The sequence below is a fragment of the Mycoplasma nasistruthionis genome, from assembly GCF_006228185.1.
GTDB classification, from domain to species: domain Bacteria; phylum Bacillota_I; class Bacilli_A; order Mycoplasmatales; family Metamycoplasmataceae; genus Mycoplasmopsis; species Mycoplasmopsis nasistruthionis.
Genome location: NZ_CP040825.1, coordinates 434,441 through 458,128 on the forward strand (window position 1 = coordinate 434,441; position 23,688 = coordinate 458,128).

18 protein-coding genes are annotated in these 23,688 nt (G+C 29.2%); all 18 read right to left on the reverse strand.

The genetic code is table 4. From position 1 onward, the window contains the following. Positions 1 to 7 precede the first annotated feature (7 nt). The 18 genes from FG904_RS01745 to FG904_RS01830 all read right to left on the reverse strand — a co-directional run bounded on the left by FG904_RS01745 (position 8) and on the right by FG904_RS01830 (position 23,682). Entirely contained in the window at positions 8 to 1,369 is a 1,362-nt protein-coding gene (locus FG904_RS01745) for an MSC_0618 family F1-like ATPase beta subunit (RefSeq protein ID WP_139592211.1), read from the reverse strand. After that, the gene (locus tag FG904_RS01750) at positions 1,369 to 2,910 is read right to left on the reverse strand and encodes an MSC_0619 family F1-like ATPase alpha subunit (RefSeq protein WP_139592212.1); all 1,542 of its coding nucleotides are present in this window, start codon (positions 2,908 to 2,910) and stop codon (positions 1,369 to 1,371) included. The genes FG904_RS01745 and FG904_RS01750 overlap by 1 nt, the downstream gene beginning before the upstream one ends. Then, positions 2,910 to 5,087: an MSC_0620 family F1-like ATPase-associated subunit gene (locus FG904_RS01755; RefSeq protein WP_139592213.1), complete on the reverse strand. Its 2,178-nt coding sequence runs from the start codon at positions 5,085 to 5,087 to the stop codon at positions 2,910 to 2,912. Before FG904_RS01755 ends, FG904_RS01750 begins: the two co-directional genes overlap by 1 nt. Continuing rightward, entirely contained in the window at positions 5,078 to 5,557 is a 480-nt protein-coding gene (locus FG904_RS01760) for an MSC_0621 family F1-like ATPase epsilon subunit (RefSeq protein ID WP_139592214.1), read from the reverse strand. The genes FG904_RS01755 and FG904_RS01760 overlap by 10 nt, the downstream gene beginning before the upstream one ends. A gap of 1 nt (position 5,558) precedes the next feature. After that, positions 5,559 to 5,771: a hypothetical protein gene (locus FG904_RS01765; protein ID WP_139592215.1), complete on the reverse strand. Its 213-nt coding sequence runs from the start codon at positions 5,769 to 5,771 to the stop codon at positions 5,559 to 5,561. 59 nt (positions 5,772 to 5,830) lie between these two features. Beyond that, the gene (locus FG904_RS01770) at positions 5,831 to 6,469 is read right to left on the reverse strand and encodes an MSC_0622 family F1-like ATPase gamma subunit (RefSeq protein WP_139592216.1); all 639 of its coding nucleotides are present in this window, start codon (positions 6,467 to 6,469) and stop codon (positions 5,831 to 5,833) included. Next, positions 6,450 to 7,016, reverse strand: a complete 567-nt coding sequence (locus FG904_RS01775; protein ID WP_139592217.1) for an MSC_0623 family F1-like ATPase-associated protein — start codon at positions 7,014 to 7,016, stop codon at positions 6,450 to 6,452. Before FG904_RS01775 ends, FG904_RS01770 begins: the two co-directional genes overlap by 20 nt. Continuing rightward, complete coding sequence (locus FG904_RS01780; RefSeq protein ID WP_139592218.1) at positions 7,003 to 8,481, reverse strand: MSC_0624 family F1-like ATPase-associated membrane protein; 1,479 nt, start codon at positions 8,479 to 8,481, stop codon at positions 7,003 to 7,005. Before FG904_RS01780 ends, FG904_RS01775 begins: the two co-directional genes overlap by 14 nt. 14 nt (positions 8,482 to 8,495) lie before the next feature. Beyond that, positions 8,496 to 12,359, reverse strand: coding sequence for a putative immunoglobulin-blocking virulence protein (locus tag FG904_RS01785; RefSeq protein WP_139592219.1), 3,864 nt, complete (start codon positions 12,357 to 12,359; stop codon positions 8,496 to 8,498). Between the two features lie 509 nt (positions 12,360 to 12,868). Then, positions 12,869 to 13,459: an MIP family Ig-specific serine endopeptidase gene (locus FG904_RS03420; RefSeq protein WP_139592220.1), complete on the reverse strand. Its 591-nt coding sequence runs from the start codon at positions 13,457 to 13,459 to the stop codon at positions 12,869 to 12,871. After that, the gene (locus FG904_RS03425; RefSeq protein WP_139592221.1) at positions 13,456 to 15,084 is read right to left on the reverse strand and encodes an MIP family Ig-specific serine endopeptidase; all 1,629 of its coding nucleotides are present in this window, start codon (positions 15,082 to 15,084) and stop codon (positions 13,456 to 13,458) included. The genes FG904_RS03420 and FG904_RS03425 overlap by 4 nt, the downstream gene beginning before the upstream one ends. An 11-nt stretch (positions 15,085 to 15,095) precedes the next feature. Then, positions 15,096 to 16,457 carry an MSC_0618 family F1-like ATPase beta subunit gene (locus FG904_RS01800; protein WP_139592222.1) on the reverse strand — a complete coding sequence of 454 codons (1,362 nt, stop codon included), beginning with the start codon at positions 16,455 to 16,457 and terminating at the stop codon, positions 15,096 to 15,098. Continuing rightward, entirely contained in the window at positions 16,457 to 17,998 is a 1,542-nt protein-coding gene (locus FG904_RS01805; RefSeq protein ID WP_139592212.1) for an MSC_0619 family F1-like ATPase alpha subunit, read from the reverse strand. The genes FG904_RS01800 and FG904_RS01805 overlap by 1 nt, the downstream gene beginning before the upstream one ends. Beyond that, complete coding sequence (locus tag FG904_RS01810; RefSeq protein ID WP_139592223.1) at positions 17,998 to 20,322, reverse strand: MSC_0620 family F1-like ATPase-associated subunit; 2,325 nt, start codon at positions 20,320 to 20,322, stop codon at positions 17,998 to 18,000. Before FG904_RS01810 ends, FG904_RS01805 begins: the two co-directional genes overlap by 1 nt. Then, a complete protein-coding gene (locus tag FG904_RS01815) occupies positions 20,313 to 20,792 on the reverse strand; it encodes an MSC_0621 family F1-like ATPase epsilon subunit (protein ID WP_139592224.1) in 480 nt (159 codons plus the stop codon). Before FG904_RS01815 ends, FG904_RS01810 begins: the two co-directional genes overlap by 10 nt. Position 20,793: 1 nt before the next feature. Further along, complete coding sequence (locus FG904_RS01820) at positions 20,794 to 21,705, reverse strand: MSC_0622 family F1-like ATPase gamma subunit (protein WP_139592225.1); 912 nt, start codon at positions 21,703 to 21,705, stop codon at positions 20,794 to 20,796. Then, a complete protein-coding gene (locus FG904_RS01825) occupies positions 21,686 to 22,258 on the reverse strand; it encodes an MSC_0623 family F1-like ATPase-associated protein (protein ID WP_139592226.1) in 573 nt (190 codons plus the stop codon). Before FG904_RS01825 ends, FG904_RS01820 begins: the two co-directional genes overlap by 20 nt. Continuing rightward, entirely contained in the window at positions 22,237 to 23,682 is a 1,446-nt protein-coding gene (locus FG904_RS01830; RefSeq protein WP_139592227.1) for an MSC_0624 family F1-like ATPase-associated membrane protein, read from the reverse strand. Before FG904_RS01830 ends, FG904_RS01825 begins: the two co-directional genes overlap by 22 nt. Positions 23,683 to 23,688 lie beyond the last annotated feature (6 nt).

Sequence of the window (23,688 nt, forward strand, 5' to 3'; positions counted from 1 at the left end):
TACCCCTTTATTTTTGCAGTTCATCAATTGAACCAATGTATAAGAAGTTTGCTGGTGAAACTTCTAAAAATTCACCACTAATAATTCTTTCTACTGATTCAACAGTGTCTTTTAGCGGAACAAATACTCCTTTACGTTGTGTAAAGTTCTCTGTTGTTCTGAAGTTTTGTGAAAAGAAGTTTTGAAGTTGTAGTGCTTTTTTAACTGTTGCTTTAGATTCGTCATCTAATTCATCAATCCCTAGAATTAAAATAACATCTTCAAGTTCTTTGTATCTTTGTAAGATTTTTTTAGCATTTAAAATAGCATTGTAGTGTTTTTCACCAATAACTTTAGGATCAACTGTTGATGAAGATGAAGCTAGCGGATCAAATGCTGGGTAAATACCTTTAGCTGTAACATCACGTGATAAAACTAATGAACCATTTAAGTGGTTAAACACAGCAACTGCTGATGGGTCAGATAAATCATCCATTGGTAAGAAAACTGTTTGGAATGAAGTAATTGAACCATTTTCGTTTGAGAATAATCTGTTTTCAACTGCTGAAATTTCAGTGTTTAAAGTGGCTTGATATCCTCCAAGTGAAGGTTTTTTATCTAATGAAGCTGAAATTTCGTTTCCAGCTTGTAAGAAACGGAAAATGTTATCGATGAATAATAAAACATTTTCCTTTTCTTTATCTCTTAGATATTCAGCTGCTGTAATTCCAACAGGAACAATACTCATTCTAGCTCCTGCTGATTCGTTCATTTTTGAAATATACATGATTGAGTTTTTCATCAAGTTTGATGAAGTTAAGTCATTGTATAACTCAACCCCTTCACGTGAACGTTCTCCAGCACCAACGAAAATTGATGAAGTTTTTTCTTGGTTAGTTGAAAGGTTGAAAATCATCTCTTTCATTAAAACTGTTTTACCAACTCCGGCTCCACCAAAGATACCAATTTTTGAACCTTTTAAGATAGGGATAAAGAAGTCAATGGCTTTAATTCCTGTTTCCATTAATTCTTGTTTTACAGCATAATCCATATTTTTAGTAATAGTTGAATCCATTTCAACTTTGTGATATGAAGCTGCTGGGTTGTTATCTAATTGACCACCCATAACGTCAAAAATATGGTTTTTAGCACCAGGTCCAACCGGTACCATGAATGAGTGCCCTCTATCAAAAACTCTTTGATTAATTCCGATTTTTTCAGTTGAAGCAATAATGATTGCGTAAATTGTTTTTTCGTCAACAATTTTCTTAACTAAAAACTTAGATTGTTCTGTTTCGGAATATAAAACGTTGTTCATTTTTGGTAAAACTTTGTTTTCAAATGTAATTTCAACAACGTCTGTTCAGATTTTTGTTATTTTTCCGTTCATTATTTTTCTCCTTTAACTAGATAATCTAAGTTTTGTAATTGAGCTTGATCAAATGGTAAGAATTGACCTTCATAGGCAATTTTTCAATCTAAATTACTGTATTTTGCATATTGGTCTAAAGCAAATGCAAAAAATTGTTTTGCTAAATTATCATCAGCTTGAGTTTGTTCAATTAAACGTTGGAATGTGTCTTTAGCATTTTGATTATGCGCTACTAAAACATCAATGTATCTTAGTGCTAATGCGATGTTATCAATTCCTTTTAAAATACCTCAAGCAATTAGTTTTGATGTTAAAAACATTGCGTTTTCAGTATAAACTGAAATACCTTTTTGAATAAACATGTTTTCAACAATCATACCTTCTGTAATTAATTTGTTTGTAGCATCGTTTAAGTCATATTTTAATGAAGTTAGTCTCATTTGACGTTTGTAAGCTTTATAAATTTTTGCAATTTCTGAACCAACTTTAGCAATGTATGGTTTTTGAATTTCACGTGAAATACGGCTAACTGATAAGTCAATATCAACAGCTGGTAGTTTTCCTGATGCAAATAAGTCTGAGTTTGTAACAATTTGACCATCAGTAATAGAAATAACGTTTGATGATACTAATGAAGTAATATCGTTTTCAATTGTTTGTAAAATAGGTAAAGCTGTAATTGATTTACGTCCGACAAATTTACCTGAACGTTCTAATAATCTAGCATGAGCAAAGAACATATCTCCAGGGAAAGCTTCTTTACCAACTGGTTTATTGGTTAATAAAGCAACTTCACGGTAAATGTTTGCATGTGCTGATAAGTCATCAAATACAATTAAAACATCGTCTGTATGACATAAGTTTTCAGCGTGAGCCATTGCTACATAAGGTGCTAAGAATTGGTCAAATGGTTTAGATGATGATGCATTAACAATCATTGTGTAATCTAATGCATCATTTTGTTTTAAAGTTTCATAAACGTTTGAAACTTGTGAATGTTGTTGTCCAATTGCTACATAAATACATTTAACGTTTTTACCTTTTTGGTTAATGATGGTATTTAAAGCAATATGTGTTTTTCCTGTTTTTCTGTCACCAATAATTAATTCACGCTGACCTTTTCCGATTGGAACTAGTAAGTCAATTGAAATATAACCTGTTGTTAATTGTTCTTTTAAAGGTTGATATTCTAGTAAAGTGTTTGGTTTATTAAATGCATATGATTTTTGAGGTAAGAAGTTTAAAACGCTTGGTTGATGTAATGGGAATAAAACTTTTCCATTAATATCAATAATTTTTCCAAAGTAGCTTGTTGAAGTTTTGATTTCTTCAGTTGCATCTAGTGGTTTAACTTCTGAACCTACTAAGAATTCACCAATTCCACCATCAGTTAAGCAGTATGCTTTGTTTTCTGATGCTGAAATTAAAATTAAGTGTAAATCTTGCTGTCCTGGTTGTTTTGCTTCAATTTTAAACAACTGATTTTGGTAGTAATCATAAGCACCGGTAATTTCAACAACATAATCGAATATAGCTGTTATTTTAGGGTATTTAGTCATTATAGTAGTCCTTTTCCTAAGATTAATAAAATTAAAGCAATAACAAATGTAACAGTTGTGAATACTGATCCAATAATAACTTTTTGTTTAGTGTTAGCAATGTTTCAACGTTTTCTTAATAATGCAAATGCTCCTAGTAAAACAAAAGCTAATGCACTAATCACCATTAAAACAGTTGATAAAATAGTTAATACTGCTTTAGAAGTTTTTTGTGGGTTGTATTGAAATTCAGGTAAACCTCAATATAAATCTAATAATTTTGATATTTCTTGTCTTTGTTGTTTTTTAACTTCAGCATCTTCTGTATCTTTTGTATAAGTTAAAGTTGGTGTAGTTAAAATTGAATTTAAGCTTTGGTTCATGAATTTAATTCTTTTTAAAATCAATTGGAATTCACGATATTGGTCATAGTTTAAAATTTCTGCATTTACTAATTTATTGATTTCTTCAGTATCTTTTAAAACAAATCTTAAAGTTCTTTCAATTAGTAAAAATGCTGGGTAAGATGATTCTTCATACAACTCTCTAACAACGTCAATATTTGCCTGAACTTTGCTGATATTTTCAGGCTTTTTAAATTCAGAAATTAAATGAGTTGTTAGGGCAGTTTCTAAATTAACAAGTAGTTGATAAACATTGATTTGTTTAGATACTTCAATATTTGAAACAATATCAAGTAAATAATCTATTAGCTGTTGACCTAATGTGTTAGATAAATTACTTAAACCTGATATAGATGAAGCAACTAGGCTATTTTCTTGAACTATTTGTGAAACTTTAGTGTTAAAATCTTCCGTTTGAGCTGCTACTGTTAATTTGTTAACAAAATCGTAAAAAGCATCTGCAAATTGTTGGTTTGAGGCTTTTTTGTAATTTAAATTAGCTCCAACCCCAGCTGATTCATAAAGTTGTTTAATTACTCCATTTAAAGTGTTTGTTGTGGCTTGTCATGCTGTAGTTAATTGCTTGCTATCCTTGATTTTAACAACTGAACGATATTGTCTATTAACTGATTCTGATAATTTGTCTTTAACAACAACATCAGCAATAAATTCGTTTTGTTCTGTAATTGATAATCTGCTTACACTGTATTGATAACGTGTATTAAATAAATTATTGAAATAAAAATATGTATCACTATTTACTTTTGCATCAGCATTGTAGGCATTGATGTAAGTAGCAATTTCGTCAGCGCTTTTTAATGATTGGAATTTTTCAAATTGAAATGTTGAAATATAAGGAACTAAGTCAGCTGTATGATCAATTCCTTGTTGAGTTATAGCAGGATCTTTAATTGCTGGGTTATCATCAACTTGTTCGTTGGTTGAGTTAAATTTCAAGTCAAATAATAGTGTTCTTAAAGCAAATCTGTCTTTGATGTATTGTTCTCAATCATCATAACCATCAGGCACTTCTAAGTCAAATCTTCCGGTAGCTTTGTTAACGATCTTTGTTGATCCACCTTCACCGATTTTAGGAATATCTTCAAAGTTTAAAAGAATTTCTTCAAATTGTTCTGAAAGTGCTAAATAGTATCTTGAGACAATATCACTAATATCAGATATAGTAAATTCATTTGGGAATGTATTTGAATTTGAATCTGCATCTTGTGAAGAAGTTTCAACAGATGCAGGTTTTATTTTTAAAAACTCTGGTAGATTATCAGGCGCATAAACATCTGTTTGTGAGCCTGATACTACATTTTTGAAGTAATAATCAGGATCATCTGGTAAATATTTGATAAAAACTTTTTGGAATGATTGGTTAGAAGAAATTGTTCTTGGATAATAGAACAGAAAACCACTTTCAACTGGGTTATTGATAATTTGGTCTTTATGTGCTTTTAAATATTTAACAACTTTATTTAAATAAAACCCCCTAACTAAGTCATTACCTTGTGAATTTGCTGAACCTAAAAAGGCATTTGCTTGTTGTTCAAAAACAGGTAAATAAGTATTAAATAAATCAGTTAGTTTTGCTACTTGAATGTTTCTTACTGTTGCAACTGCTGATTGTAAATTTAAGTTAGACGCATCTCTTGGCGCAGTTAAATTATTATTTGTATTATTTGAATCATTAGTTGAAGCACTAGCTTCAGTTTCAGCAGATACTGTTAAAACAACTGCTGGAATAGCTGAAACTGATGAAAGTAATAAGAAAGGTTTTTTTAGTTTCATTGTGCCTCCTCTGTTGGATCTAAAGCAAATAATGTATAAGCTTTTAATACTCAAATTTGATCTTCTAATTCTTGAATTTTAACTTTGTTAATTGTTGAAATATTTAAGTCATCTAAAGCTGTTAAATATTTTTGTTCTTCAACTAATTTTGTAAGTTGTTGTTCTTTATCTTGTAAAAACGGTGTTATTTCTTCTTTTTGGTATAAAGGTTGTAAAGTGTCGTTATATCTTATAGTAATATCATCTGAGTCATTTTCATAGATGAAAAAAGCATTTCTTAAGATAAAGTAAGTTTGTTTATTATCACTATCTGTAATTCTGAAAAAAGCTATTTTAAAACTAGCTAGTGAACCTGGTTTGAAGTTGATTCAATTATCTTTAAGATGGTCATTAAGTTCTAATTTCTCGATTTGAAATTTAACTTTGTGCAAATTTTGAGAAACTAAACGGAGAGTGATAGAATTGCTCATGTTATTTTTCCTTTTGTGAGTGTAATAGAACTTTTTTCTTAGATAAAATTGAAATTTGTTCAACTTCTAATTCACGTTTAGCACGAATAACTTCTAAAGTTAAACGTCTTTGTTTTTTCTCTAAATCATGAATTTTTTGGTTTTCTGATACTAATTTGTATTTTTGGTAAATTAGTCCTGATTCACTTAATAAAGTTAAAGTGATGTAAGTCAAATAAGAACTAATTTCAGGTTCAATGAATGATTCAACATCTGGATAGATTTTGAAATCTTTTAGATTGATTTTTGTTTCTTCTTTGTCTTTTTCAGATTTAAGTTTAAATTAAGCTTATTCATTGGAATAACATTGATATAAGCATCTTTAATTTTTGATGAGTTAATTACGAATTTAACATTGAAATAACCATGAATTGATAAGTATTTTTCAATGAAGTTTGGTAAAAGTTTTGATAAAACTTCAATATCATTTTGATCTTTTTCAAAAATGATTTCAAATTCGTTTTGTTTACAAAAGTTTATTGCACTTGAACCAATAGCAATAAATAAGTCGTTTTTGTTAGCATTAGCTAAAATGTTTTTTTCATGTTTTGAATATGAGTTAGTGTCATATTCTTCAGTTTCAGTAACATAAACTCAAATTGTTTTATCTGCTTTATGTTTTGATTGTTTAAATAAATTTAAAAATTTATTGGTTGAAATTATATTTGTACCATGGATTAATGAGTTATCAATTGCATATTCTTTAGCTAAATCTTGAACTAATTGTGAAGATTGATTAGCTCTTTCATTGTAGAATGCAATTTGTTTTGATAGTTTTAAAATGTTGATTAAAGTAATGTTTTTCTTTGATTCAACAATTTTTAAAATTTTGTCTAAACTTTCTGACCTAGACTTAATTTTCTTGATATTCATTTTGTTTTAGTGTTTCTGGTCCAAAGAAAATTTCATAAGCTTTTGAGCTAGCATCATATAAAACAACTACATTTGGTAAAACTTCAACTAAATAGCCATCTTCTAAGTATTGATTGATTTTTTGATTGTATTTTGTTAATAATTCTTGTAATTCTGGATTATCTGAATAGCTAAAATCAAAAGTTAATACATTGTGTGGTTGATTTGCGGTTGAATATACTGCTGGAATTAATCTTGTTAGAGAAAATTCTTGATCCCTTGTTCATCCAACAGTAAAATTAGAAAATTTAACTTGATTGTAATTTCTAAAGTATGAATCTCTTTCATTAATAATTTGATTTAATGTTGAGCTTTTCTTTGAAATGTTGTTGTCTAATAAAAATTGATTTTCTAAAACATAATAAGGAATAAAATCTTCTTCTTTTTTATTATCAAAGTAGTCATTAAATAAATCACTTTGATAAGTTTTTTCTTTTTCTTTTCTTTGTAAAAGTTCGTTTAACTCTTGTCTTTTTTCAAAGAAAGTTTTAATACTACTGAACTTCATTGTTTACACTCCTTTTTTGTTTTTTATAATCAATAAATATAATTTGGCTTGCTGAATAAATTCATTTGATAATTTGGTATCCTAAAGCAATTGATGAAAATGTAATTGAACAAATTAGGAAAATATCAACAAATTTAAATGAGAATAATATTGCTTTTAGTGAGAAGTTTCCTTCTTTAATTAAATTAGCATTAATTACTTCAAAAAAGATTGCAAATGCTAATGAAACTAAAACAGAAACATAATAAATGTTTGTTGTAAATTTAAATTTATTAATGTAGATTTTTCAAACAACTAATGCTCATAAAGTTCCTAGAGAATTTGTTAATAAAATCACATATCCGCTGAAGTTATCATCATAACTAAATCTGAAAGTTAGTGCTAAAACGTTTAATAATAAAATAACTCCTGCAAAAATAAATCTTTGATATTGAGAGTTTATTTTTTTACCGTAGTAATGAATAATTAATGTAAACACTACTAACATTAGTAAAGAAAGAACTAAGTTAATTACTCAATATGTAACGTTAATGGTAATATCTGATTCGTTGTTTAATTGTGAATATTTCGAATTAATTAAGAACGTATTAATTAACATTCAAAATACAAAGATACTTGCAACATAAACTGTGTATTGAAATAATGATTTTGCAAATGTTTTTAGCCCTAAGTAGTCTTTGTTTGAAATTATTACAACTACTAATTGTGCATAAATATAACTTACTAATAAAATTGAAAATACTATTCAAATTAAAGCACCTAAACTTGATTGAGTTTGTAAGTATTGTTTAACGAAGTTTCTAGTGCTGTTTGCGCTTGTAAATAAGTTTTCATTTAGATTGAAAACTGATCCTTCTGGTAAAGGCCTTGTTGGCTTGATTTGTGTAGCAAATAGAGCTACCAAAATAAATAAACTTGCAAAAATAATAAATTTAACTGTATTTGTAAAAATCAAGTGAATTAGTAAAGATTTGTAATTAGGATTGGCTTTTTTATATTCAAAGAAATTAACCGCTGAATAAACTGAGTTAATAGCCAGGAATATTAAAAATGGAAATGAACGATAAATTAATCATTTGGTGTTTTCATAACCGACTTTATTAACATTAAAAGCAAGTAGTAATATGAAGCTTACAATTGAAACTAATAAATAAGCTACATAAAATGGTAAATATTGCCTTGGTGAGGTGTTTTTAGTGTTTAAATTCCTATGGTTTCAAAATGATGAAAGCAATCCAGCTAACATTAAGATGATGAAACTATATATAAAAATAAAGTTATTTCCTTGTTTTGATGGTTCAGAAACATCAAATAAATTTTTATAACCTAAAGCTGAATCGGCATTTCCAATTAACTTACCAAATAAAAATAAACTGATAGTTAATAAAATACCTGTAACAGCAAAGTTTACTGCATTAAAAATTCATTTTTCATATTTCTGTTTTTTTCTTTGTTCTATTGTCACTGTATTCCTTTCTTTTATCTGTTTTTAATTTGAACACTGCCACCTAGCCTGTTTCCAAAAGTACCTCAAGCTTGTGTTCCTTCTATAAATTCTTTAGCTCTTTGCGAATCTACAATGACTCTCCTAAAGGTGTTGGCACCTGCTTCAAATAAACCATATAAATGAATTCCAAAGTTGTCTCCGATTTCATTCGGATCACCTGATAAATATAATGTGTCAGTTGAATCATTGTCAAAATCTAATTGAGCTCTTTCAGGACCATCAACAACAAGTGCTTTGAATTGTCCTGGAACAATTTCTTTCATTGGCAATTCTCAAATTTCATCATCTGAGTGTAATGTTAGTCCTCTGAAAACTCTTTCATATAAGTTCAGACCTTTAAATGATTTAATATCAGGGTTTAAACTAAAGTCAACATATCTAGGTCATGAACCATCTCCTCAAGTACCATTAAAGATTCTGAAGTCTGCTTTTTTGTGTAAAACAATGTCAAAACCATCAACAATATCTTGGAAGGTTCTATATTTTGAAGGTCTAATAGTGTCAAAAATAATTGACTCAGCTACGGGTTCATTTGATCTACCTTCAAAGGTTAATAATGTACGACCTGTAGCATGAACGAATTTAGTGTTTTTAAATGTAATAGGGTCAATTCCTCAACGTTTTGCACCAAATACGTCGTTGTTAGGCAAGGTTGTGTATAAACCTGCACTTTCTAAAACTTTATCCTTTAGTCCAGCTGAAGCAGATGTATCTCTAGTTGAGAAAAATAACTCAACAGCAGCAATTCCTGAAGGAAGTTGTTCTAATAAGTTTCTTAAATCTTCATTTTTAGTTGTCTTACCAATGTTTGTAACCCTTACAGTTGTAACTTCTGGGTGATCTTGTAAGAATTTTAAAAATTTGACATAACCTTTTTTGTTTGAAGCATCAACTTCTAGCATTGACCTTGGAGTTTTATTCTTTTGAGCAAATTTATTATTTTCGTCAGGTCTATATGCTCAAACTCTTAATCCGTCATCATTTGTGACCCTTCTACCATCTGGTGTATATGTAACTTTGTATCTTTCTCTTGACGGAACTAATTCAGGGTATTGATCTGATTGATCATATTTTCCTCAACCTCTGTAACGACCTTCTAAAATCTCTTGTGGATTTCTTTCTCATTCTTCATCATTACCAAAGATATGTTGTTTATTGTATGAAATATATCTTGATAAAACAGGGTTGTCTTCTTTGTTTAAATATCCATAAATCGGACCTGTATTACATCCTCATGGTGAACATGTTGTTTCAAAAATCGGAATACGTCCAGCTGCTAGTTCAGATTCAAAAGCTGCAGCCGCTGCATTTGCAGCCATTCTGAAATGTTCTCTTAATTCTTCTTTTGAGATTTCACGACCTAGTTTTCATTGACCTGTTAAATATCTAACTAATTGTTCAACATGAATTGGACTTTCTTCATATTTTTCACGATAAATATCTTTTAAATTTTCAACAGTGATTGGTAAATTAGAATTAGCAAATTTTACTAAATCTTGAATTCTACGTCTTCTGTCCGCAATTACTTCAGCAGGAATACCGCTTGGTGAATTAGATACTGAAGGAATTGAAGAAGGTTTTGAAGGAATATTTAGGTTATATATATTTACATATGCACCTTGTCTAGCATTAATTATTTCGCTTGGTGAAGGTAAATCTCTATTATCTACTGGATCTGGCTCATTTACAACCGGTTTAGGTTTATCAACAATTTTAACAACTTGATAATCTTGTGAACCGTTTTGTGGGAATGAAGTCGTAAGGGATACATCTGCTAATTTATATCCTGATGGAATGAATTCACTAATTGAAGGTGTTGAATCTTCATAATATTCTCCATCTTTTGCAAACACTAATTTTGAGCCTTCTAAAAATCTAATTGAATAAGTGAAAACTCTTTTATTTTTAGCTAACGGAATTCTGTTGTGAGTACCAATAGTAATTTTTTGATTAACATTAACTATGTGGTAATCTTGAGGAATTTTAGATTCTCAATCGATTGATTGGCGCTCATCTTGAGTTTCAAAACTATATCTTTGCCCAATTGTTTGATTGGTTTGTGAATCATAAAATTCAACAGTAGTTGTAAAGGTAATTAGGATTTTTTGAATTCTTATTTCATTCTCTTGACCAGCAGCTATCGCAATTGCTTGACCTTTGTTTAAAAGTTCATATCCTGCTGGAATTAAATTATTAATTTTCTCTGTAGAAATTCTGGAATCATCAACTGTTGTCAATAGTTGTCTGATTTTTCCAACTTGTTGATTTGTCGCATTATCAACAAATTTAAAAGTGGTTACAACACTTAATTTTGATAAATTAAAAGTAATTTCTTCATTTGCTAAAGTAACCAATGTAGGTTTTGTTTCATCTTTTGAAATTTCAAAGCCTTCTGGTATATATCTTTTAATATCTACCTGTGAATCTTTTTCGCCCACAATTTCAATCGGTTTAGACACAGGTCTGTTGTTTCAATTAAATTTAATTATTGTGGTAACTTCATTTTCTAAAGGCACTACAATAATCGAGTTTGTTTCACCAGGTTTTATTACTGGTTTACCTTCGTTTTGTAACTTAAAGCCATTTGGAATTCAGGTTTGATCAAACGCAATTGGATCACCTTCTAATGATTGGACTGAGATAGGAGTAGTCACGTCCTGTCCGTCTCTTGTTACAATTCTGATAAGAGTTGTAATTTTCTTTTTAATTTCTTTAATGTAAATGTTATTAGTTTCACCTAATTGAATATCAGGTTCTGGCTGATTATCATCTAATTCATAATTGTCAGGTAGATAAGTACGATAATCAACATCTTCGCCATCTTCAGTGACGATTGTGTGTGATGAAACTACTATTGCGGAAGAACTGTTATTATTTTTTGATTTTTTTAAGAACCGAATAACTGTTGTGATTTTTTGTGCAACAGGAACTACTTGAATTTCAACTTGTCCATCAACAGCCGCTATTTCTGGCGCTTGGTCTTTTGCTAATTTATAACCTGTTGGTAAATGTTTAGCGAGTTTAATAGGTGAGTTCTCTTCATTTTTTAATTCAATTGCGTTTTCAACTTGTTCATCACCATCTTTAAAGACAATAACTGTTGTTACTTGCCTTACTTTTTTAACAACATTAAATCTGTTGGTTACTCCAATAGAAAAACTTAAGTCCTGAGCATCAACTAGTTTAAATCCTTCAGGAACAATGGATACTAAGTCAAAATTATTTTTAACTTTTTCATTGGCTACAACAGATTTACCAACTTCATTTTGTTCGCTTTCTTTTTCTCCAGTTGTGTAAAAGATAAATGTTGTATCTACTGCATTTTGTCTTTCTGGCACAACTTTAATTCTGTTTTCTTCATCTTCTTCAGTACCACCTAACTTTGCCAAAATTGGTTGATTAGCTGGATAAGCTTCTTCATCAATAATAAATCCATTAGGGATTAAATTTTGAATTTGAATTTGAAGCTCTTCATCAGATGAAGAATAAAACTCAACTTTTTTAACAATTTCTTTCTTGCTTGTCTTGCTATTGTTAACAAATACTAAAATTGTTTTCTTTCTTTCATCTTCAGATTTTTGATTTTCCTTATTGATGTTTGTATCAGTGTTTGATAGGAAAGCGTTTTTTGGAATTATTTTTAATTCAACCTTTGCTAGATTAGCTCTTGATGTTACATTGTTTTCAACGTTCTTTCCAGTACCTAGTGGATCAGTATTTGCATAAACAACACCAGCCACTGCTAAAGCTGATATTGTAACACCAGATCCGATTACAGCATTTTTAACATACTTTTTCTTTTTTGCTTTAATCATAAAATCAGTACTTCCTTTCATTTCAATAATTTTTAAACGTTTTTGAAATTTAAAACATCTATAAAAATTATATTTATTTAAGTACTGAAATCTTACATTTTCTTTATTACTTTCATTTATATAATTATATTATATAAATGAACTATTTTTAAACTATTTTTTAAAAAGCAAAAATATTTTTATATTAGTATATTTTAAATATACTAATATAATACCATATTAAACCATAAAACAAAATTATTGTTGAAAACTTTTAACCCTATGGTGTAGGCATAAAAGTTGTAAAACAATCATAATTCATATTTGATTAAAAAAATAATTGTTTTTATTTCAAAAATTTTAATTTTTAGTACTTTGTTGATTGTTTGCTGTTTTATTTTAAATATTTAACCATTCTTATATTTTTCTGATTAAATATTTTGTTTTTAGATGTTTATTTTGGATTTTATAACTGTTTTGTTACTGATGCTGGCATTAATATTCAGCAAAAATAATTAAAAAATCCGGCATTTAGCCAGATTAATTTATTGTTATGATTTGAATTTATATTCATCAGGAACAGTAGCTAAACCATTTGGAAATAGTTTAGTTTTGTATTCGTTTCCATATAATTTAATCATTGCTTCACGGTATGAAGTTCTTTGGTTTTTGCCACCACCGTAGATTAAATCATATTGTTCTAGGTTGTAATTTCCATATAATCCTTGGTAATCTACACCAGGACTTCTCAGACCTTGAACGATTGATATTAAGCTGACGTTTTTTGCATCACCTGATAAAAACATTGCACCAAATATGTTTCCATTAACATCACGAAGCGCAGTTCCTGATGCACCACGACCTGGTTGATATGCTTGGGTCACATACCCTAGACCATATGTAATATATCTGTTATTTTCGTATGTACTATCTTTTTCTTTTAAGTATCTAACTTCAAACCCTTGTTTTAATTCATCATTAATAATCGGATTTGAAATTAGTAAGTCAGTTAGACCTGGTTTATCTGTAAAGGTTCTAACAGCCACGTTAGGTGATAATCCACCACCTAATCAAGAGCTGTTTGTTTTGTCTTTTCTAAGTTTTGAAGGTTTGTTTACTCATAATGATGAAGTTATTTTTAAAGCTTCTTTTTACCTTCATCATATTGATATTTACTTTCTCTTAAGAAATTATCTGTGTAAGCAACTGGGAAACCAACAGCAATGAAGTTATATCTCATTAGAGGAACTTTTTTACCGTCTGCTAATAATGTTTGTGAATTTAACTCATCAAATTTGCTATATAAATCATATGGTGCAGGTTTTGAAGTTAAACCGCTTTCTGGATTTGCAAAATCTGCTGTAGCATATCTTGCGTAATCATAAACATTATCAATAGTTTCTCTTATAACACCATTTGTTGTTGTGTTTGGTCTTTCATAAACATACTTGTTTGTAGAGTTTGAAAAATCAAACTCTAAAATAGCAATATCAGCCATTTCCTCTAATTCTTTATACGGAGAATCTGAAGCTAAATAATCTTTAGGTGATGAATTTAAGAAGTTTACTCCGGCGTAAACTATTTTCACTTGTGAAGGGTCAAACCTAAAAATATCTGCTGATTTAACCTTATCTGTTTCATCTAATTCAGCCCCTACTTGAGTTTCACCATTGTAGTGAATTAATTGAATATCTTTTGTTAATCCTGTAATATCTTCTAAAGCTTGATCATGTGCTTTTTTAGCTTTTTCTCATTTTTGACCTTGAGCTTCTGCTTTTTGTAAAGCTTCTTGGAATTCAGGACTTTTTTCACCATATTTAGCTGCGATTTCTCTTGCTTTTGTATTTAAGTCAAATGTAGGCTGATATTCAGCGTCTAATGCTTCACCTGTTTTAAATACTTCATCAGCACGTTTTTTCATCTCTTCTTGTGTAATAATATTTGAATAAACAGCATTATCTTTTGCAGCTTGTTCTGGTAGTTTTGTGAATTTTTCTATAACGTGTAAGTTTGTGGCTATGTATCATTTAGTTGGGTATTGTTCGCCATCTTTAATAGCATAGTCTAAAATTCAAGCTGTACCTTGGTCCAATCTACCTTCGGCATATTTTGAATCTTTTAGGTTTTTATTTTCTGTTGTTATTTTGATTGAAAATGATTGTAAAAGTGCCTTTTTATAAATTTCATTTGGCACATATCTAGCAGTACCAGTATCACCTGTTGGATCTGCTCAATGTTGTTGTCTTAGTGTAAATCCAACAGGATTTAGCACTAGTTTCTTATCGCCGTTGATTACAGAGAAATTCTTTAAGAATGCATCTTTGTATTCAGGTTGATTAATTTGATTAGCTAAATTATTAAATTCTTGAACATTAGCTGATGGATTAACTGCCTTATTTAAATCTTTTTGATATTCGGCTTCATTACCACCAAACATGTATCTATAAAGACCTTGAATATAAGCACTTTCATCTGCATTATATTTATCAAGAATTGAACCATTGATGTATTCTGGTGAATTTGCATTGCTTGGTTCTAAACCATGTTTTTGAATCGGATCTTTTTGTGGTGCATCTGTGTCAACTTTTTCACCTTCTCTGCTTGATGGATCACTTGGATCAGATTTTTTCTTATCAGAACCACCAGTATCTCTAGGCCTTTCTGATGGTTTAATTGAAATATTTTCCGAGTGTCCAAACTGACACGAAGCTGCTAAAGCCATTGGAGAAGATAAAAGCGATAGCAATAATAATTTATTTAGTTTCATGGGTTACCCCTTTATTTTTGCAGTTCATCGATTGAACCAATATATAAGAAGTTTGCTGGTGAAACTTCTAAAAATTCACCACTAATAATTCTTTCTACTGATTCAACAGTGTCTTTTAGTGAAACAAATACCCCTTTACGTTGTGTAAAGTTTTCTGTTGTTCTAAAGTTTTGTGAGAAGAAGTTTTGAAGTTGTAGTGCTTTTTTAACTGTTGCTTTAGATTCGTCATCTAATTCATCAATTCCTAAAATTAAAATAACATCTTCAAGTTCTTTGTATCTTTGTAAGATTTTTTTAGCATTTAAAATAGCATTGTAGTGTTTTTCGCCAATAACTTTAGGATCAACTGTTGATGAAGATGAAGCTAGCGGATCAAATGCTGGGTAAATACCTTTAGCTGTAACATCACGTGATAAAACTAATGAACCATTTAAGTGGTTAAACACAGCAACTGCTGATGGGTCAGATAAATCATCCATTGGTAAGAAAACTGTTTGGAATGAAGTAATTGAACCATTTTCATTTGAGAATAATCTGTTTTCAACTGCTGAAATTTCAGTGTTTAAAGTAGCTTGATATCCTCCAAGTGAAGGTTTTTTATCTAATGAAGCTGAAATTTCGTTTCCAGCTTGTAAGAAACGGAAAATGTTATCAATGAATAATAAAACATTTTCTTTTTCTTTATCTCTTAGATATTCAGCCGCTGTAATTCCAACAGGAACAATACTCATTCTAGCTCCTGCAGATTCGTTCATTTTTGAAATATACATGATTGAGTTTTTCATCAAGTTTGATGAAGTTAAGTCATTATATAACTCAACTCCTTCACGTGAACGTTCTCCAGCACCAACGAAGATTGATGAAGTTTTTTCTTGGTTAGTTGAAAGGTTGAAAATCATTTCTTTCATTAAAACTGTTTTACCAACTCCGGCTCCACCAAAGATACCAATTTTTGAACCTTTTAAGATTGGAATAAAGAAGTCAATGGCTTTAATTCCTGTTTCCATTAATTCTTGTTTTACTGCATAGTCCATATTTTTAGTAATAGTTGAGTCCATTTCAACTTTGTGATATGAAGCTGCTGGGTTGTTATCTAATTGACCACCCATAACGTCAAAAATATGGTTTTTAGCACCAGGTCCAACTGGTACCATGAATGAGTGTCCTCTATCAAAAACTCTTTGATTAATTCCGATTTTTTCAGTTGAAGCAATAATGATTGCGTAAATTGTTTTTTCGTCAACAATTTTCTTAACTAAAAACTTAGATTGTTCTGTTTCAGAATATAAAACGTTGTTCATTTTTGGTAAAACTTTGTTTTCAAATGTAATTTCAACAACGTCTGTTCAGATTTTTGTTATTTTTCCGTTCATTATTTTTCTCCTTTAACTAGATAATCTAAGTTTTGTAATTGAGCTTGATCAAATGGTAAGAATTGACCTTCATAAGCAATTTTTCAATCTAAATTACTGTATTTTGCATATTGATCTAAAGCAAATGCAAAGAATTGTTTTGCTAAATTATCATCAGCTTGAGTTTGTTCAATTAAACGTTGGAATGTATCTTTAGCATTTTGATTATGTGCTACTAAAACGTCAATGTATCTTAGTGCTAATGCGATGTTATCAATTCCTTTTAAAATACCTCAAGCAATTAGTTTTGATGTTAAAAACATTGCATTTTCAGTATAAACTGAAATACCTTTTTGAATAAACATGTTTTCAACAATCATACCTTCTGTAATTAATTTGTTTGTAGCATCATTTAAGTCGTATTTTAATGATGTTAGTCTCATTTGACGTTTGTAAGCTTTATAAATTTTTGCAATTTCTGAACCAACTTTAGCAATGTATGGTTTTTGAATTTCACGTGAAATACGGCTAACTGATAAGTCAATATCTACAGCTGGTAATTTACCTGATGCAAATAAGTCTGAGTTTGTAACAATTTGACCATCAGTAATAGAAATAACGTTTGATGAAACTAATGAAGTAATGTCGTTTTCAATTGTTTGTAAAATAGGTAGTGCTGTAATTGATTTACGTCCTACAAATTTTCCTGAACGTTCTAATAATCTAGCGTGAGCAAAGAACATATCTCCAGGGAAAGCTTCTTTACCAACTGGTTTATTTGTTAAAAGCGCTACTTCACGGTAGATATTAGCATGTGCTGATAAGTCATCAAATACGATTAAAACATCGTCTGTATGACATAAGTTTTCAGCGTGTGCCATTGCTACATAAGGTGCTAAGAATTGGTCAAATGGTTTAGATGATGATGCATTAACAATCATTGTGTAATCTAATGCATCATTTTGTTTTAAAGTTTCATAAACGTTTGAAACTTGTGAATGTTGTTGTCCAATTGCTACATAAATACATTTAACGTTTTTACCTTTTTGGTTAATGATTGTATTTAAGGCAATATGTGTTTTTCCTGTTTTTCTGTCACCAATAATTAATTCACGTTGACCTTTTCCGATTGGAACTAGTAAGTCAATTGAAATATAACCTGTTGTTAATTGTTCTTTTAAAGGTTGATATTCTAGTAAAGTGTTTGGTTTATTAAATGCATATGATTTTTGAGGTAAGAAGTTTAAAACGCTTGGTTGATGTAATGGGAATAAAACTTTTCCATTAATATCAATAATTTTTCCAAAATAGCTTGTTGAAGTTTTTATTTCTTCAGTTGCATCTAGTGGTTTAACTTCTGAACCTACTAAGAATTCACCAATTCCACCATCAGTTAAGCAGTATGCTTTGTTTTCTGATGCTGAAATTAAAATTAAGTGTAAATCTTGCTGTCCTGGTTGTTTTGCTTCAATTTTAAACAACTGATTTTGGTAGTAATCATAAGCACCGGTAATTTCAACAACATAATCGAATATAGCTGTTATTTTAGGGTATTTAGTCATTATAATGTTCCTCCAACGATAAATAGTATTAGGGCAATTATAAACATACCAGATGCCATAATCGCTGTTGATAAAACTTTTGTTTTTGATGAAGTAGTTTGAAGTTTGTTTCTCATGTATAAGAAGAATCCTGAAATTGCTCCTAATAGAACTGTTAGCACTAAAAATATAGCACCAAAAATAGTTAATAATTTCTTGTTAGATCCTACTTGTCCATAAGCACTTTGTGGCAATTGATTATAAGCTTTTACAATCTCTTGCATTTTTGCTTTTTGTTGCTCATTAGGTTCTGCAGGTTGTTCTGAATTAGAATTTGCAGGTGTTAAATCTGTTTCTGTTGCTATTGTTGTGGCATTTTTGAAAGCATTTGAAATAATTTTTACAACATTAACATAAGTGTCATATTGTGAAGTAGCTGAAGTAGAACTTACGTTTGATAATGTTGTTAAGTATGAAATATCCGCACTTAAATTAGTTAATGATTTATCAAATCCTGAAAGACTTAATTTAGAACTTGGTAAAGTCTGATTAATTAAATCAAAGTTTCTAGCAATGGTTTCTTTTGAAGGTATAGCAACATTTTCTTTAAAGTTATTAAAGTATTTACTGTATCCTGTTGCTAGAGAAGTAAAGAAATAAATATTTCCAACTTGTGTATTTCTTAATGTATAAATTGCTAAATCAGCAATTTTTTTAGCTAAAGATGTTTTAAATACATCTTCAGATTTTAATGAAGTTATTTGATTTTGATTTGCTTTAACAATTCTGTCATAAGCTGATTTAAACTCAGGTTTGCTGAAATTTAAAACATTAACAGCACTTGAAACCATGTTAAAGATTTCATCAACTACAAACTGGCTTAAAGCTAATTCATAATTTAAATCTGAACCAATACCAATAGCATCATATAGTTTTACAAATAAATCTCTAAGAGTGATGTTGGCAGCTTCATAACCTTTTGTTTCTTGTTTTGAAGAATGAACAGAAACTTCTTTTTCATATGTTCTTGAAAGCTCAGATTTAACACGGTCTTGGATTTTAACTGAAGCTATAATTTTTTTGTCTTCACTTAGTTTTAAGCTTGTAACACTGTATTCATAACGTGTATTAATTGAGTTGTTAAAGAAGAAATATTGTTCTGATACACTTGGTTGTGAATTTTGTGTGTCTGGACTAGATGTAGGTGCATTTTGTGCAACTTCTCCATTAAAAGCTTGAACAAAACTGCTTTTTAAATCATCAGATTTTAAAGCATTTTGGTAATCATCAAATTTATTTGATGTAATAACTGGTAGTAAGTTATCAATGAAAGTAATTTGGTCATTTTTAACTGCTAAGTCAACTATTTTAGGCTTTGCTGTAGGTGTTACAGGTGGGTTTGGTTTTTCTTTTTCCTTTTTTTCTTCTTTCGAGTTTTGATCTAAGTCGAAAGTTAAGAATCTAGTAGAAGTTCTTTTTAAGATATATTCTTGTCAACTTTCATATCCTAATGGAACTTTTAAATCAAACTCATCTCTGTTACTTCCGTATACAATTTCAGTATTTCCATTTGAACCAATGCTTGGAATGTCATCTGGATTTGCAAAAACAGTGTCAAATTCTGTTGTCAATTTAGCGAAGTATCCTGATACAACTTCATTAAACTTATCTAACGGATATGAATTTTTTACAGTTTCTTTATCTTCTGGTTCGATGTCAATTGGAACATCTTCCAAGAAGTTAGGAACTTTTTCATATAAGTTTGTAGCATTAGCTCCATTAACTAAAACTTCTTTATAGTTTTTTCCATTGTAGTTAAGTTGAATTGGTTTTAAGCTTTTACTGTTTGCTAAAATTTTTGGATAAATAATGGTAAACCCATTTGCTTCTGGGTTTGCTAAGATTTTGTCTTTGTTATCTTCTAAATAGATTGCTAATTTCTTTAAGTAAAGACCTTTAATAACGTCTCTACCTTCAGGGTTTGCTGAACTGTTTGATAATAATGCATTAGCTTGGTCATGAAAGGTTTTAATGTTTGTTTCGATTATTTCTTTTAATGCATCTTTTTGAATTTTTTCTGCAGAAGCTGCAAATTTATCAAAGTCAGGAGAAAGTTCTTTTGGACCATTTTCTGTTTCTGGTGTGTTTTCACCACTGTTTGCACCAGTTCCCTCTGTAGGGATATTATTGTTTGAGTTAGAAGTAGTATTGTTTGTTGTACTATCAGCTCCACCTGAGCCATTATTAGCTGAAGCACTAGTTTCAGTTTCAGCAGATACTGTTAAAACAACTGCCGGAATAGCTGAAACTGATGAAAGTAATAAGAAAGGTTTTTTTAGTTTCATTGTGCCTCCTCTGTTGGATCTAAAGCAAATAATGTATAAGCTTTTAATACTCAAATTTGATCTTCTAATTCTTGAATTTTAACTTTGTTAATTGTTGAAATATTTAGATCATCTAAAGCCGTTAAATATTTTTGTTCTTCAACTAATTTTGCAAGTTGTTGTTCTTTATCTTGTAAAAACGGTGTTATTTCTTCTTTTTGGTATAAAGGTTGTAAAGTGTCGTTGTATCTTATAGTAATATCATCTGAGTCATTTTCATAGATGAAAAAAGCATTTCTTAAGATAAAGTAAGTTTGTTTATTATCACTATCTGTAATTCTGAAAAAAGCTATTTTAAAACTAGCTAATGAACCTGGTTTGAAGTTGATTCAATTATCTTTAAGATGGTCATTAAGTTCTAATTTCTCGATTTGAAATTTAACTTTGTGCAAATTTTGAGAAACTAAACGGAGAGTGATAGAGTTGCTCATGTTATTTTTCCTTTTGTGAGTGTAATAGAACTTTTTTCTTAGATAAAATTGAAATTTGTTCAACTTCTAATTCACGTTTAGCACGAATAACTTCTAAAGTTAAACGTCTTTGTTTTTTCTCTAAATCATGAATTTTTTGGTTTTCTGATACTAATTTGTACTTTTGGTAAATTAGTCCTGATTCACTTAATAAAGTTAAAGTGATGTAAGTTAAATAAGAACTAATTTCAGGTTCGATGAATGATTCAACATCTGGATAGATTTTGAAATCTTTTAGATTGATTTTTGTTTCTTCTTTGTCTTTTTTCAGATTTAAGTTTAAATTAAGGTTATTCATTGGAATAACATTGATATAAGCATCTTTAATTTTTGATGAGTTAATTACGAATTTAACATTGAAATAACCATGAATTGATAAATATTTTTCAATGAAGTTTGGTAAAAGTTTTGATAAAACTTCAATATCATTTTGATCTTTTTCAAAAATGATTTCAAATTCGTTTTGTTTACAAAAGTTTATTGCGCTTGAACCAATAGCAATAAATAAGTCGGTTTTGTTAGCATTAGCTAAAATGTTTTTTTCATGTTTTGAATATGAGTTAGTGTCATACTCTTCAGTTTCAGTAACATAAACTCAAATTGTTTTATCTGCTTTATGTTTTGATTGTTTAAATAAATTTAAAAATTTATTGGTTGAAATTATATTTGTACCATGGATTAATGAATTATCAATTGCATATTCTTTAGCTAAATCTTGAACTAATTGTGAAGATTGATTAGCTCTTTCGTTGTAGAATGCAATTTGTTTTGATAGTTTTAAAATGTTGATTAAAGTAATGTTTTTCTTTGATTCAACAATTTTTAAAATTTTGTCTAAACTTTCTGACCTAGACTTAATTTTCTTGATATTCATTTTGTTTTAGTGTTTCTGGTCCAAATAATAAAGTTAAATCTTTTTTGTTTTGATTTAAGATAACAATCACATTAGGCATGACTTCAACTGCATAACCTTCTTTTAGTTTAGTTTCTAGCAATTCGTTAAACTTTGTAAATAATACGTTATATTTTTCATCTAATGATGCTGAAAAGTCATAAATTAAATGATTAACTGGATTTAAAATTGCTTCTGGTTGCTTAGTAGTTACAGTTGGTACTGGACTATTTAATGAGAAACGAGGGTCATTAACTCAAGTAACAGTAAATTTTCTAAATTTAATTTGACTGTGTGTAGCAAAGTGTTTATCACGATTTTCAATTACTTGTTGTCAACGAAGTGCGCTTTTTCCATAATTATTATTTAATAAAAATTGATTAATAAATACTGAGTATGAAATAAAGTTATTAGCTTCTTTTTGTTGATTAAAACTTTTAAAAATTAATTCTGAATAATCTGAAACTCTTTTTGCTTCTTGATCTAATTTTTTAAATTCTTGTAATTGTTTGCTTAGAAAAGGAATTTTAATCATTTTGCCCTCTTTCTTTTAGGTGTTTTTTTTTCTCTGCGTTTGTAGATAAAAATTCTCACAATCGCTTTTGTTCAACATAAAGCCCTGTGTAGTAGACTTAAAGTACCAAATGATACTGCTGAAATAATGAATAAATCAGCTACTTTAAATAATAACGAACCATTGTTTAACACGTCATTTTGTGGGTCTGAAGTTAATAGTTTAGCATTTAACCCTTCAAGAACAGAAGCAAATGCTAAGCAGGTTAAAATTAAATAAGCAATAATGTTTGAAACCGATGAATTTTGCTTAACAAATAATTGTCAAATAACTAATGTATATAGTGCTGAAAGCGCAGCTAATAACACTAAAATAAAGTTGTTAAACTTATCACGGTCAAACATTTTAAACGTTAATAAAATCGAAGTTGTCAGCACTAGTGTAAACACCAGTACAAAACCTTTTGTTGTTTGATTAAATGAATGAATTATTTTAGAAGTACTTACATAAGTATAAGCACCTAAAACTAAAACATCAATTAATAAAGCCAACATTCAAAATAGATGAGCCGGAACTCTATTTACTAAAATTCCATCATTTTGATTCATTGTAAAAGCGTTAATAATCATTCATGCACTAAATGACGCTAATACTACTAGCATGTAAGATAAAATGCTTTTACTGAAATTTAATAATTTGTTTCTTTGTTTACTAATTAGCAATTGACCAGCACTTGTAAAGACATATGCAACTAGCACAAACGAAAAAGCAACGGTGATTAATACAGAACTTTGAGAATGTGTTAAAACATTTTGTTTCATTCAAACATAGAAAGGATTTTGGTTGCTAAATAGAAGATCTGTATCATTTATGCTTATAAATGCAAATAGCGCAAATGATAATGTTCCGACTAAAACTCATTTAAACACTGTTGCTAAAACAAAGTTAGTTAAATAAAGTTTGTAATTTGGATAAGCCTTTTTATAAATATTTGTTGCTATAGACTCTGCTATTGTGTTAACAAGCATTAAAACTAAAAATGGAGCTGATGCAATTAACAAGTTGACAGGTGTTTTTTCAGCGGTGTATGGAAAGAAGTTTAATAAAACAAAAGATACTGCTGAAATTCCTACGTAACTTATGTAAAAGGCTAAATATTTAGATAATTTGATTTGTAGTTTTGATATATTTCGATAATTTCACAACAACGAACCTAATGCTGTAAAAAGTAAAATAACAAAATTATAAATTACTACAAAGTTCCTGCTTTGAGATTGAGAATCAGTAATTTTAAACAAGTTTGAAAAACTTAAAAAATCTTGATTAATTATGTTATTAATGTTTAATAAACTAAATAATCCTATAGCAAACGCTAAAGTTAAAGTTATTACGTTTAAAATCTGTTTAACATCTGATTTTCATAAAACGATTTTTTTATTAGTCACTATAAT